Origin of the sequence: Streptomyces resistomycificus (genome assembly GCF_001514265.1) — a bacterium.
GTDB classification, from domain to species: domain Bacteria; phylum Actinomycetota; class Actinomycetes; order Streptomycetales; family Streptomycetaceae; genus Streptomyces; species Streptomyces resistomycificus.
Genome location: NZ_KQ948988.1, coordinates 980,389 through 993,156, shown reverse-complemented (window position 1 = coordinate 993,156; position 12,768 = coordinate 980,389). Strand labels below are relative to the sequence as shown.

Annotated in this window: 11 protein-coding genes and 1 riboswitch; of the genes, 3 read left to right on the top strand and 8 right to left on the bottom strand. The window is 70.6% G+C overall.

The features are described 5' to 3' along the window. The first annotated feature begins 143 nt into the window (after nt 1-143). Both AQJ84_RS04180 and AQJ84_RS04175 read left to right on the top strand, forming a co-directional pair. A complete protein-coding gene (locus tag AQJ84_RS04180; protein ID WP_053193330.1) occupies nt 144-1,322 on the top strand; it encodes a glutamate dehydrogenase in 1,179 nt (392 codons plus the stop codon). Between the two features lie 120 nt (nt 1,323-1,442). Next, entirely contained in the window at nt 1,443-2,054 is a 612-nt protein-coding gene (locus tag AQJ84_RS04175) for a TetR/AcrR family transcriptional regulator (protein ID WP_030042281.1), read from the top strand. A gap of 118 nt (nt 2,055-2,172) precedes the next feature. On the opposite strand, the gene AQJ84_RS04170 is transcribed toward AQJ84_RS04175, so the two are convergent. The 4 genes from AQJ84_RS04170 to AQJ84_RS04155 all read right to left on the bottom strand — a co-directional run bounded on the left by AQJ84_RS04170 (nt 2,173) and on the right by AQJ84_RS04155 (nt 7,613). After that, complete coding sequence (locus AQJ84_RS04170; RefSeq protein ID WP_030042280.1) at nt 2,173-2,958, bottom strand: SGNH/GDSL hydrolase family protein; 786 nt, start codon at nt 2,956-2,958, stop codon at nt 2,173-2,175. A gap of 145 nt (nt 2,959-3,103) precedes the next feature. Next, nucleotides 3,104-3,820 (bottom strand): DUF6250 domain-containing protein, encoded by a 717-nt coding sequence (locus tag AQJ84_RS04165; protein WP_030042279.1) that lies wholly within the window; start codon nt 3,818-3,820, stop codon nt 3,104-3,106. A 265-nt stretch (nt 3,821-4,085) separates the two neighbouring features. Beyond that, a complete protein-coding gene (locus AQJ84_RS04160) occupies nt 4,086-5,066 on the bottom strand; it encodes a M23 family metallopeptidase (protein WP_030042278.1) in 981 nt (326 codons plus the stop codon). Between the two features lie 2 nt (nt 5,067-5,068). After that, a riboswitch (cyclic di-AMP (ydaO/yuaA leader) is annotated at nt 5,069-5,228 on the bottom strand. 309 nt (nt 5,229-5,537) lie between these two features. Then, nucleotides 5,538-7,613, bottom strand: a complete 2,076-nt coding sequence (locus AQJ84_RS04155; RefSeq protein ID WP_053193321.1) for an alpha-galactosidase — start codon at nt 7,611-7,613, stop codon at nt 5,538-5,540. A gap of 183 nt (nt 7,614-7,796) precedes the next feature. Between AQJ84_RS04155 and AQJ84_RS04150 the strand changes: the two genes are divergently transcribed. Next, the gene (locus AQJ84_RS04150; protein ID WP_030042275.1) at nt 7,797-8,594 is read left to right on the top strand and encodes a tyrosine-protein phosphatase; all 798 of its coding nucleotides are present in this window, start codon (nt 7,797-7,799) and stop codon (nt 8,592-8,594) included. An 18-nt stretch (nt 8,595-8,612) separates the two neighbouring features. Here AQJ84_RS04150 and AQJ84_RS04145 read toward each other — a convergent pair whose 3' ends face one another. The 4 genes from AQJ84_RS04145 to dxs form a co-directional block, all read right to left on the bottom strand. After that, nucleotides 8,613-8,735, bottom strand: coding sequence for a DUF6126 family protein (locus AQJ84_RS04145; RefSeq protein ID WP_037803552.1), 123 nt, complete (start codon nt 8,733-8,735; stop codon nt 8,613-8,615). Next, nucleotides 8,732-9,361 (bottom strand): helix-turn-helix domain-containing protein, encoded by a 630-nt coding sequence (locus AQJ84_RS04140; RefSeq protein WP_030042274.1) that lies wholly within the window; start codon nt 9,359-9,361, stop codon nt 8,732-8,734. Before AQJ84_RS04140 ends, AQJ84_RS04145 begins: the two co-directional genes overlap by 4 nt. A 93-nt stretch (nt 9,362-9,454) precedes the next feature. After that, entirely contained in the window at nt 9,455-10,873 is a 1,419-nt protein-coding gene (locus tag AQJ84_RS04135) for an aspartate aminotransferase family protein (protein WP_030042273.1), read from the bottom strand. Next, complete coding sequence (gene dxs, locus AQJ84_RS04130) at nt 10,870-12,768, bottom strand: 1-deoxy-D-xylulose-5-phosphate synthase (RefSeq protein WP_030042272.1); 1,899 nt, start codon at nt 12,766-12,768, stop codon at nt 10,870-10,872. Before dxs ends, AQJ84_RS04135 begins: the two co-directional genes overlap by 4 nt.

Genomic DNA, 12,768 nt, shown 5'->3' with positions numbered 1-12,768 from the left:
AGTACCTCCAAGGTGGAGTCGGTGAGGTGTTCCATTATGGTCACCCCCTCCGACAACAGGGCCGCCGCCGATGATCTTCCCGCGTTGACAGGACATGACCATCGTCCGGATACTGACTCACCGTTCAGTTGGAGGAGACCCGCATGACCGCCCCCCTGATGACGCTCACCTGGACCGACCACCTCACCGGTCGCCAGGGCTTCCTGGTCGTCGACCGGCTGGTGCGCGGCGTCTCCAGCGGCGGGCTGCGCATGCGCGCGGGCTGCACGCTGGACGAGGTCACCGGGCTCGCCCGGGGCATGACCATGAAGGAGGCGCTGCACTACAACCCCGAGGGCCGTTACGTCCCCCTCGGGGGCGCCAAGGGCGGCATCGACTGCGATCCCCGTGAGCCGGGGGCGTACGAGCTTTTGGTGCGCTACCTGCGCGCCATGCGGCCGTACGTCGAGACCCTGTGGACCACCGGCGAGGATCTCGGCCTCACCCAGGACCTGGTCGACCGGGCGGCCGCCGAGGCGGGGCTCGTGTCGTCCGTGCAGGCGGTGTATCCGCTGCTCGACGACGAGGCGACGGCCCGGCGGCGGCTCGCGGACGCGTTCGCGCTCGAGGTGGACGGCATCGGGCTGGACGAGCTGGTCGGCGGCTGCGGGGTCGCGGAGTCGGCGCTCGCGGCCCTGGACCGGGCCGGCGTGGCGTACAAGGGGACCCGGGTCGCGGTGCAGGGGCTGGGCACCATGGGCGGCGCCACCGCACGCTTCCTCACGCGCGCGGGCCTCACCGTGGTGGCCGTCGCCGACATCAAGGGGACGATCTCCAATCCGGCGGGCCTCGACGTGGAGGAGCTGCTCTCGGCGCGGGACGCCTACGGGACGGTGGACCGGTCCGTCCTCGGTCCGGACGACCGCGAGCTGCCGGGCGACGCCTGGCTGTCGGCGGACGCGGAGGTGCTGGTGCCGGCGGCGGTCTCGTACGTGATCGACACCGACAACCAGGAGCGGATCACGGCCCGCTGGATCGTGGAGGCGGCCAACATGCCGGTCCTCCTGGAGGCGGAGGAGCTGCTGGCCACGCGCGGGGTGACGGTTCTGCCGGACGTGGTGGTCAACTCGGGCACGAACGCGTGGTGGTGGTGGACGCTCTTCGGCGACATCCAGGCCGACGCGGACGAGGCCTTCGCCCATACGCGTCGCTCGATGCGTGCCCTGGTCGAGCAGATGCTCGCGCGTGCGGATCGGGACGGCACGACCCCGCGGGCGGCCGCGCACTCCATCGTCGCGGACCGGCTTCCGGTGATCGCCGAGCGGTTCGGCTGGTACCGCTAGCCGCGGTGCCCTCCCTCGGCGCGGACGGCCGTGTCGGCGCGCCCACCGGGTCGGGTGCCGGTGCGGCCGGGAACCGCCCTGCCTTCGGCGGCGCGCAGGGCCACGGATTAGGGTGACCGCGTGGCGAGAGTGCGGTTGAGCGTGGCCGAGCGGCGCGAGGAGCTGTTGCGGGCCGCCATCGAGCAGATCGAGGCGCGGGGCGTGGCGGCGGTCAGGATCGCCGACGTGGCCTCGGTGCTGGGCGTGAGCAACGCGCTGGTGCTCTATCACTTCTCCACGAAGGAGAAACTGGTCGCCGCCGCGTTCACGTACGCGGCCGAGGACGACCTCGCCCACCTGCGCAAGCTGCTCGGCCGCCGCACCACGGCACTGCGCCGACTGCGGGCGGCCGTGCGCTGGTACGCCCCGACCGGCCAGGCCAAGGGCTGGCGGCTGTGGATCGAGGGCTGGGCGGTCGCGCTGCGCGAGCCGGTGCTCCAGGAGGTCACGCGGGACCTGGACCGCCAGTGGAAGGCAGCGCTCACGGAGGTGATCGCCGAGGGCGTGGCAGCCGGCGAGTTCCACTGCCCGGACCCGAACGGTACGGCCCTGCGTCTGACGGCACTGCTGGACGGGCTCGCCGTACAGCTCACGTCGTATCCGGGCGCCGTGTCGCGGTCACGGGCGCAGGAGTGGGTCGACGAGGCGCTCGCCCGGGAACTGGGGCTGGCGCGGGAGGCGTTGACGGCGTAGGGAAGCGGCCACCGCCCCAACCGCGCCCTTCACGCCAACCTCGCGTCACCCGTCCCGCGACGTCGTGCGCCCGGCACACTCCGCCCCAGGGCGACGCGCGCCGGGCACCCGCGCTTCCTCAGGCCACCGAGGCGATCAGCGTCTTGATGTCGTCAGCCGACAGCGTGCCCTTGGCGATCACGTGGTCGCCCGACGACTCACCGCGCAGCCGGCGCCCGATCCACGGCACCAGGTACTCCCGCGCCCAGTGCACGTCGTCCCGCCTGATCTCCAGCGTGCCGCGCGCCGGGAGCGGCGGCCAGGGCTGGTCGGGGTCGGCCGGGACCTCCAGGCCGAGGACCTGCCCCGCGCGCAGCGCCACGCGCGTGTGCCCCTCGGGCGAGAGGTGCAGCCGGTCGCCGTCCCAGGCCCTGCGGTCCTGGATGGTCTTCAGGGACCACAGGTCCAGCACCGGACAGCCGTAGCGGTCGGCGACGGCCCGCACATGTCCGTTGTAGGTGGCGATCTTGCCGCGCAGATGCCTGAGCACGGGCACGCTCCGGGTGTCGAACCCGGTCGTCACCATCACGGTGCCGCACGCGGCGGTGAGCCGGGACACGGCCGCCTCGAAACGCTCGGCCACCTCGTCCGGGTCCGTGCCCGGCCGCAGGATGTCGTTGCCCCCGGCGCAGAAGGACACCAGGTCCGGGGCCAGTTCGACGGCCCGCGGCAACTGGTGCTCCACCACCTGGTCGAGGAGTTTGCCGCGCACGGCGAGGTTGGTGTACTCGAAGTCGCCCTCGGGGCGCCGGTCCGCGAGCAGTACCGCGAACCGGTCGGCCCAGCCGACGAACGCCCCATGGGGCCCTGGGTCGCCTACGCCCTCGGTGAAGCTGTCCCCCACCGCCACGTACGACCCGATCACTGATGTGTTGTCACTCTTCGAATCGTCTGCCACATCGGCCCATGATTCACCTTCGCATGTGAGCTACGCGACCGTAGGAAGGGGTTGACGCGCGGTGAGATAAGCCACTCTCCAAGGATTGGTCAAACCAGGAATAGCCCTCGGATCAGCGCTGTTGGGGCGACAACCGCCACACCCGGAATTCGCTGATCCGGAAGTGGCTCCAGGTGGTCCGGAAGGCGAAGTGCCCGCTCGTGTACGGCTCGGGGTCGTGGAAGTCGAAGACGAGCCGCCCGTTGTTCCACCACCGCACCTTCGACCCGTCGGAGACGATCCGCACCCGGTTCGGCTCGTTCGCCACCAGCAGCGGCTCGGTGTAGTCGTAGACCAGGGGCCTGACTCCCGCCTCGCCGACGTAGCGGCGCAGGCGCGTCGTGGTGTTCGTGTTGGCGCCGTAGCCGGCGTAGTAGGTCCGGAGGTGGTCGTACTCCGCGAGCGCCCCCTCGCGCCGTGTGGCGAAGAGGTCGTTCGGGGAGCGGACGTCGGAAGCGTTCCAGAAGTTGTTCAGGTCGGAGACCCGGTCGTTGACCCCGCCCGCCGACACCGGCGTGGCGGTGTACTCCAGGACGTACGGCCCTTCGAGCCGCTTCCTGAACCAGACCGTCGCGCCGGCGGGCACGTCGACCTCCAGGATCCCCCGGGAGGCGCTGACGGTCCCGCCCTTCTCGAGTTCCACCGCCCACCGGCCCAGTCCGTGACGGAAGTCGTCGTGGGCGATGAGTCGGCGGTGGCGGGGTGTAGCGCTCGCGGCGGTCGCCGGGGCGAGGGCGGCCAGTGCGGCACCGGCGGCCAGGGCTCCGAAGGCTCTACGCGTGGTCGTCACAGGCGACGGTTCCTTCCGGGAGAGTGGTCGGGAGTCGCGGAGCCGGCCTGCGATCCGGATCGCAGAAAGCGCTTGCGCCGCAACGGAGTTCACTCTCTCCCCCCACCCGCCTCCCTGTCGACACCGCGGGCTCCCCCGCCACAGGAACGCAATGCGGGGATCACGAGACGGGCGGCGGCGGACACACCGAAGGCCGGACCCGGGGATCGTGGGTCCGGCCTTCGGTGGCGTGAGGGGCGCCGCCCTCAGGGCGCCGGAAGGGGCGTCAGCCGACGGAGACGCCCTTCGAGCGGAGGTAGGCGACCGGGTCCACGTCGGATCCGTAGTCCGGCGTGGTGCGGATCTCGAAGTGCAGGTGCGGACCGGTCACGTTGCCGGTCGCGCCGGAGAGGCCGATCTGCTGACCGGCCGTCACGGACTGGCCGCTCGAGACGGAGAGCGAGGACAGGTGGGCGTACTGCGCGTAGTAGCCGTCGGCGAGCCTGATGACGACCTGGTTGCCGTACGCGCCGCCCCAGCCGGCGGAGACGACCGTGCCGGCGCCCACGGCCTTGAGGGAGGTACCGGTCGGCACGACGAAGTCGACGCCTGTGTGGTAGCCGCTGGACCACATGCTGCCCGACATGCGGTAGGGGGTGCCGACGGTGGCACCGGCCACCGGGAGGCTGAAGCCGTTGACGGTGCCGGCGCTGTCGGCGGTGTCGGCACTCTGGGCGGCCGCCGCGCTCTTCGACGAGGAGGACGACTTCGACGAGGCGGACGAATCCGACGAAGAAGACGACTTGGACGAAGAGGAGGAAGAGGAGGAACCCGCGGAGGACGACGACTTGGGGGCGGCCGCCGTGGCCTTCTCGCCGATCGTGAGCTTCAGACCGGGGTGGATCAGCGACGGGTCGGCACCGACGGCCTCACGGTTGTCGGAGTAGAGCTTCCGCCAGCCACCGCTGACATTCTGCTCGTCCGCGATCTTCGCGAGATAGTCACCGGCCCGCACGGAGTAGGTCTTCACGCCGGAAGCCTGCGCGGCCGTCTTCTTTTCGGCCGCCGCCTTTTCGGCCACGTTCTTCACGGTGGCCGGAACCGACGCCTGAACGGCCTTTTCGGAAACGGACTGCGGGGTGGCGGCGTTGGCTCCGGTGGCCCCCAGGAGCGGGAGGGCGAGAGCGGCGCCTCCGGTTCCGGCGACGGCGATGGAGCGGGTGAAACGCTGGGCCTTCGGGCGGCGGTGCTTACCCTTCGCGGGCATGACGAATTCCTCTCCGGCGCCTGCGAGGTGAGCTGTCGGGTGCGGACTGGAGATGCCCGGCCGTACCGAAGCACGACTTAACCCCAAGCCGTTCCGGAGACCGGAACAGGCGGTTCTACCTGTGGGTCCCCCGCTCCTGCCGGGTACGGGTGAGTGGTGTGCGGGCTCCGGTCGGCGGCAGGATTAGGCGTCCGTCCGGATTGGTGGCGAACGTAAGCGACCAGGACGCAAAGGGACAAGTAAGTGGTTGCCCGTGAATGCGTTTCTGTTTGCCACCGGAGGGAATTACCGGTCACCCTCCGTGCATTACGGGAGTCCCTCCCGACCAAAAGCCCTTGCAAACCCCGCTAATTACGTGGACATGACGGGCGACGCACGGTCACGGATATGACGCTCCTCACGTGGCACATCCACAGGTTCCTTCATTTCAGACGGAGTTGGAATGAAGGAACCCAAACTCGGACAGAAGCCCTAGATGCGGCGCAGCCGGAGAACTGCCGCATCGAGGTCACCACGCAAGCCGGTCCGAAGTCCGTGATGCAGCAATACGACCCCTCGGTGAACTTCGCCTGTTTCGCGGCATTCATACGACGCTGTCGGATCCAGTCCGCGCAGCCGCAGCGCCGGCACCGGCTCACCGAAGTGCTGCGCCTGCAGCCAGGCGAGGACGACGGTCTCGTCGCCGAGCACGTACTGGACCGCACTCAGCCCACCCTCCGGCGCACGCAGCCGGTACAGGTCGCCGCGCTGCACGAGGGGCCGGATCTCCTTGTAGAGCTCCACCCAGCCACGGGCTTCTTCGAGCTCCTCCTCGGTCCACTCGGCGAGGTCCCCGCCGACCCCGAGCACCCCGGCCATGGCGCTGACGAAGCGGAACCGCAGCGAGCTGATCCGGCCGTTGAGCTGTGTGTTGGGGCTGTCGGTGACCCAGGCGGCCATGGCCCGGGCGGGGTGGATCTGACTGAAGCCGTGCTGGATGGCGAGCCGGTCGAGGGGGTCGGTGTTGTCGGAGGTCCACACCTGGTCCGTGCGGCTCATGACCCCGAGGTCGATCCGGCCGCCGCCACCCGAGCAGGACTCGAAGGCCACGCCGGGGTGAGCCGCCCGCAGCCTGTCCAACAGTCGGTACAGGGCGTGCACATGATCGACCCAGAGGCGCTGCGGATAGGGCTCGCCGGGCCAGCCCGCGTCGGTGAAGCAGCGGTTGAAGTCCCACTTCACGTAGTCGATCGGCGCACTCGACAGCAGACCGTGGAGCTGCTCCCAGAGGTACTCCTGCACGTCCTCGCGCGCCAGGTTCAGTACGAGCTGGTTGCGTAGTTCCGTCCGCTTTCGTCCCGGCTGGTACTGCACCCAGTCGGGGTGCTCGCGGTACAGCTCGCTGTCCGGATTGACCATCTCCGGCTCGACCCAGATGCCGAACTGCATACCGAGCGCGTGCACGTAGTCGCCCAGCGGCTTGAGGCCGCCGGGGAACCGGTCCGGGTTGGGCGTCCAGTCGCCGAGCCCGGCCCGGTCGCTGGTCCGGGCGCCGAACCAGCCGTCGTCGACGACGAACAGCTCGACGCCGATCGCCGCGGCCCGCCGCGCCAGGACTCCCTGCTGCTCCTCGGAGATGTCGAACTCCGTGGCCTCCCAGGAGTTGAACAGCACCGGCCGGTCCCGGTCGGCGTCCGGGATGACGTACGCCCGCTGGTAGGCGTGCCAGGCGCGGCTCGCCCCGCCGAAGCCGCCCTCGCTCCACAGACCGGCGAAGACGGGGCTCGCGAAGGACTCCCCCGCCGCCAGCCGCAACAGGCCCGAGTCGTCGTGCCCGGCCCCGCCGGTGATCTGCACGCGCGCGTCGGGGAGTTGGGCCACCGCGATGCGCCAGGACCCGGACCAGCCGAGGGCGCAGCCGTAGACCTCGCCGCGCTCCTCGGTCGCGTCGGTGTCGAGGGCTACCCAGGGCAGGTGCTGGTGTCCGGTGTGGCCGCGGCGGCTGCCGATGACCTTCTCGCCGTAGGCGAGGGGGGAGCGTGCGAGCCGGGACTCCGCGGCCCAGCGGCCGTGCAGCTGGGACAGCCGCCAGCCCTCGCGGTCGGGCAGGGTCCAGACGGCGGAGTCGGCGCGCAGCAGCTCCAGGGCGGGCCCCTCGTTGTGCAGGGTCACCCAGCGTTCCACGACGTCCGTTCCGGAGCGCACCCGGTAGTGCAGAGTGATCGCCAGCCCGCCGTCCCGAAACCGCAGCCGCAGCTCGTCGTCCTCGGCGCTGTACGCCTCGAAGACCCACTCGGTACCGCGCCGCTCCTCGCCGCGCACCGACAGGGCGGGCCGGACGAAGCGAGGCCCGCCCTCTACGGGGTACTCCTCGCGCCCGTCGAGCGGGGACTCGAAGGGCCAGTAGTCGGGCAGCGGGCGTACGGCCAGCGCCTCGGCGTCGGCGAGAGCGATCCGTGGCCCCCAGTGGAGGTGCAGCAGCTCGTCGTCGGAGGTGAGGTGAAGGGCATAACTGCTGTTCGGCCCGGACAGAACCCAGGTGCAACCGTTCTCGGCGATCTCCAGCATGCGGTTCCTCACAGACACGAACAGACACGAACAGGTGCGCTCAATCACCAACATCATCAAGGGCCGCTAGCTCTCCGTGCAACGCCTGTGGACAACTCATTGGCCCACGAACCCATGTCGTATCGTCGAGTGCGTGCCCCCGTCGTCGAGCCGCGGCGGCGGAACCGAAGGGGAGGAGCCCTCGTGACGCAGCAGGTCCCGTCGACCGAGCCGCAGCTGGCCGGAGTGCGCAACTTCCGAGATGTGGGCGGGCTGCCCACGGCGGACGGACGGCGGGTGCGGCAGGGAGTGCTGTTCCGCAGCGGCCACCTCGCGCACGCGACCGCCGAGGACTCCACGTTCCTCGACTCCCTGGGCCTGCACACGATCTTCGACTTCCGCAACGCCTCGGACCAGAAGCTGGAGGGTCCGGACGTCGAGCTGCCGGGTGTGCGCAATGTGAACCTGCCGCTGTCCGACCCCGCGGACGGCGCCGAGTTCTGGAAGATGGTCCGCGACGGCGACCTCGACCAGCTGCGCGACCTGCTGTCCGACGGCAAGGGCGCGAACCGGATGATCGCGTCGTACCGCACGATCATCACGGAGCGCACCTCGGAGCACTCCCGGGTGCTGCACTCGCTCGCCGAGGACAGTGTCCCGGCGCTGATGCACTGCGCCGCGGGCAAGGACCGCGCGGGCCTGTCGATCGCCGTGACGCTGCTGGCGCTGCGCGTCGAACGGGACGCGATCGTCGCCGACTACCTGGAGTCCAACGCCAGGCACCGCCGCTACAAGGTGCACCGCAGCAGCAGCTCCGCCTCGGCGTACTCGCCCGAGGTCATGGAACTGCTCAGCCCGCTGTTCGACGCACGCGCCGAGTACCTGGAGGCGGCCTTCGACACCATCGAGGAGAAGTGGGGCGGCGTCGAAGCCTATCTGGAGCAGGGTCTCGGGATCACTCCCGAGACCCGTGAGCGGCTGCGGGAGCGGCTGCTCGACTGAGCCCCGCCCCGCCCGCGGCTACTGCCTGGCTCCCATCTCGAAGAGCAGGTAGACGAAGGCGGCGAAGACGTGCCCCACCGCGATGTAGATGAACAGCCGCACCCACACGGCGCGGGGGAACTTCTCCTCCATGTTGCTCATGGTGTGTCTCCAGGGGTGGGGCCCAGGCACAGGGTGGCCGTGGGGCTCTGCAGCAGGGTGTGGACGAACAGGAGCTCCACGCCGCCGCGGTCCTCGGCGACGATGCGGTGCGGGGTCAGCGAGTCGAAGTGCGCGCTGTCCCGGGCCGCGAGCAGATGGGTGGTGTCCGCCAGGCGCAGGCGCAGCCGCCCCTCGAGCACGTAGAGCCACTCCTCGCCCGGGTGCACGCGCACGATGTCGCCCTGCGAGCCGTACGGCACGTGGACGCGCAGTGCCTGCATGCCCCGTCCGGGTGCGCCGGCCGGCCAGTAGGTCCAGCCGCCCGCCGCGGTCGGCTCCATGTCGTCGGCCCGCACCACGGCGTCCCGTCCGGGAGCCGTCTCACCGAGCAGCTCCGAGACCGTCGTACCGTAGACGCGGGCGAGGCCCAGCAGCATCGGCAGTGAGGGCTGGCGTTGCCCCGTCTCCAGCCGGGAGAGGTGGGCAGGCGAGAGCCCGGCGGCCCGGGCGGCGGCCTCCAGGGTGAGGGAGGCACGGCGGCGCAGAGCACGGAGCTGGGGTGCGACGGCCGGCACCACCTCGTCAGGCCCGGCCGTCGGCCCGGGTTCGGCCGCGGAGGAGTTCATGCCTCCATTGAGCCCGAGCCTTGCCTCCGCGGCAAATTTCTTGCCTCAGAGGCAAAATGATCGCTTTGCGGCACTCCGTGGCCGCCGAAGCGCCTAGCGGTTGGCGACCGCCTGCTTGATCAGCGTCTTGCCGAAGTCCCACATCAGTCCGCCACCGCTGTGCGCGTCGTCCATCACGTCCGTGAAGGCGTCGACGAACCGGTCCACCTCCCGTTCGCCGATGACCAGCGGCGGAATCAGCTTGATCACCTCCAGGTGGTCGCCGGAGACCTGGGTGAGGATCCGGTGGCGCTGCAGCAGCGGGACGACCACCATCTGCGCGAACAGCCCCTTGCGCGCGGCCTGCAGCATGGCCCAACGGCTGCGCAGCTTCAGCGACTTCGGCCTGCCGAACTCGATGCCGATCATCAGGCCCCGGCCACGCACGTCGGCGAGCAGTTCGTACTTGTCGACCAGTGCCGTCAGGCGGGACTTCAGCTGCTCACCGGTGGCCCGGGCGTTGGCGACGACCTGCTCGTTCTCCATCACGGAGAGCACGGCGAGCCCGGCGGCCATGGCCTGGGCGTTGGAGCCGAAGCTCGCCGAGTGGACCAGCACGCGGTCCATCGACGAGTAGACCTTCTTGAAGATCCAGTCCCTGCCGAGGGTGGCGCCGACCGGCACATAGCCGCCGGAGAGCGCCTTGGCCACGCACACCAGGTCGGGTTCGACGCCCTCCTCGTGCTGGTAGGCGTAGAAGTCGCCGGTCCGGCCGAGGCCGGTCTGCACCTCGTCCAGGATCAGCAGCGCCTTGTGCCGGTGGAGCAGCTCCTGGGCCGCGCGCAGGTATCCGGGCGGCGCCTCGTACACGCCCTTGCCCTGGATCGGCTCGACGACCAGGGCGGCGACGTCTGCCTTCTTCAGCTCCCGGGCCAGGGCGTCGAGATCGCCGAGCGGCACCGCCGTGTCGGGCAGCAGCGGGGCGAAGCCGTCGCGGAAGCCGTCCTCCCCGTTGACCGACAGCGCCCCGGTGGTCAGGCCGTGGAAGGCGTGGTCGCAGTACAGGACGCGCGGCTTCCCGGTGGCGTAGCGGGCGAACTTCAGCGCGCCCTCGACCGCCTCGGTACCGCTGTTGCCGAAGAACACCCGGTCCAGGTGCGGACTGTGCGCGAGCAGCCTCTCGGCCAGCAGCCCGGGCAGCGGCTGACAGTCGAAGCGGGTGAGGTCGGCGAGCTGGGCGTCGAGGACGTCGTGCAGCGCCTTGCGGACGACGGGGTGGTGGCGCCCCAGGCCCATCACCCCGAACCCGGCGAGCATGTCGAGGTAGTCGTTGCCGTCCGCGTCCCAGAAGTAGGGGCCCTCGGCACGCTCGTAGACCTTGTCGAAGCCGATGGTGTGCAGCATGCGCGGGAGCTGGTGGTTGAGGTGCCTGGTGTGCAGCTCGTAGCGCTCGGCCCCGCGCTCGGCCAGCAGCGCGCCGAGGTCGAACTCCCCGGCCTGCGAGGAGGGCGACGCGGATTCGGCAGTTGTCATTCCACTTGCTCCTTGGACTGCTCTTCCTTCGCGGTCAGACTCGCGCTGATCCGCCCGGCGATCTCTACGGGCGTGAGGCCGATGTCGGCGAGCACCTCGGCACGTTTGGCGTGCGCGAGGAACTGCTCCGGGATGCCGAACCGCCGTACGGGGACGTCGACTTCGGCGTCGCCGAGCGCGAGCGCCACCGCGGCGCCGACTCCGGCGGCGCGGCTGTTGTCCTCCACCACGGCGACCAGTCGGTGTTCGGCGGCGAGGCCCGGGAGCGCCGGGTCGACGGGCTTGACCCACCGCGGGTCGACCACCGTGCACGCGATGCCGCGGGCCGCCAGCAGGTCGGCGGCCTGCAGGCAGACGGGCGCCATCACGCCGACGGCCACCATGAGGACCTCCGGGGTGCCGGCTGTGCGGTGCAGGACGTCCAGCCCGCCGACGCGGTCGATCGCCGGGATCTCGGGCCCGACCGACTCCTTCGGGAAGCGCACCAGCGTCGGCGCGTCGTCGACCGCGACGGCCTCCCTGAGCTGCGCCCTGAGCTGCTCGGCGTCGCGCGGGGCGGCGATCCTGAGGCCGGGGACGACCTGGAGGACCGACATGTCCCACATGCCGTTGTGGGAGGCCCCGTCGACGCCGGTGACGCCGGCCCGGTCCAGCACGAAGGTCACTCCGCAGCGGTGCAGGGCGACGTCCATCAGCAGCTGGTCGAACGCGCGGTTCAGGAAGGTCGCGTAGACGGCGACGACCGGGTGCAGCCCGCCCGTCGCGAGGCCGGCCGCGGACACGGCGGCGTGCTGCTCGGCGATGCCGACGTCCCACACCCGCTCCGGGAAGCGCGCCGCGAACTTGCCGAGCCCCACCGGGTGCAGCATGGCCGCGGTGATCGCCACCACGTCGTCCCGCTCCTCGCCGATCCGTACGATCTCGTCGCCGAACACCGACGTCCAGGATGGCCCGTTGGACGGCGCCAGCGGCTCACAGGTGCGCGGGTCCATCACCCCGACGGTGTGGAAGTGGTCCTCCTCGTGCGCGAGGGCGGGTTCGTAGCCGCGTCCCTTCTCGGTCAGGCAGTGGATGAGCACCGGTCCGTGGAAGCGCTTCGCCCGCCGGAGCGCCGACTCGACGGCCTTCACGTCGTGCCCGTCGATGGGGCCGACGTACTTGAGGCCGAGGTCCTCGAACATGCCCTGCGGTGCGAAGGCGTCCTTGAAGCCCTTCTTCGCGCCGTGCAGCGACTCGTACAGCGTGTTGCCGACCACCGGGGTCCGCTGCAGTACGTCCTTCCCCCAGGCCAGCACCTTCTCGTAGCCGTCGGTCGTGCGCAGGGTGGCCAGGTGGTTGGCGAGGCCGCCGATGGTCGGCGAGTAGGACCGCTCGTTGTCGTTGACGACGATGATCAGCGGCCGGTCCTTGGCGGCCGCGATGTTGTTCAGTGCCTCCCAGGCCATGCCGCCGGTCAGTGCGCCGTCGCCGATGACCGCGACCACGTGACCCGTCTCGCCCTGCACCTGGCGGGCCTTGGCCAGCCCGTCGGCCCAGCCGAGCACGGTGGAGGCGTGGCTGTTCTCGATGACGTCGTGCTCGGACTCCGCACGGGAGGGATAGCCGGACAGGCCGCCCTTGCCGCGCAGTTTGGAGAAGTCCTGACGCCCGGTCAGGAGCTTGTGCACGTAGCTCTGGTGGCCGGTGTCCCACAGGATGCGGTCGACCGGCGACTCGAAGACCCGGTGGAGGGCGACGGTGAGTTCCACCACCCCCAGGTTGGGCCCGAGGTGGCCTCCGGTCCTGGCGACCGCGTGCACCAGGAACTCGCGTATCTCCTCGGCCAGTTCGCCGATCTCCGCCTCGGACAGCGCCTTCAGGTCACGTGGTCCTCGGATGTTCTCCAGAATCGTCAC

Coding starts and splice junctions, on each gene's coding strand:
- AQJ84_RS04180 (WP_053193330.1), top strand. CDS start 144: ATGACCGCCCCCCTGATGACGCTCACCTGGACCGACCACCTCACCGGT.
- AQJ84_RS04160 (WP_030042278.1), bottom strand. CDS start 5,066: ATGCCCGCGAAGGGTAAGCACCGCCGCCCGAAGGCCCAGCGTTTCACC.
- AQJ84_RS04155 (WP_053193321.1), bottom strand. CDS start 7,613: ATGCTGGAGATCGCCGAGAACGGTTGCACCTGGGTTCTGTCCGGGCCG.
- AQJ84_RS04145 (WP_037803552.1), bottom strand. CDS start 8,735: ATGAGCAACATGGAGGAGAAGTTCCCCCGCGCCGTGTGGGTGCGGCTG.
- AQJ84_RS04140 (WP_030042274.1), bottom strand. CDS start 9,361: ATGAACTCCTCCGCGGCCGAACCCGGGCCGACGGCCGGGCCTGACGAG.
- AQJ84_RS04135 (WP_030042273.1), bottom strand. CDS start 10,873: ATGACAACTGCCGAATCCGCGTCGCCCTCCTCGCAGGCCGGGGAGTTC.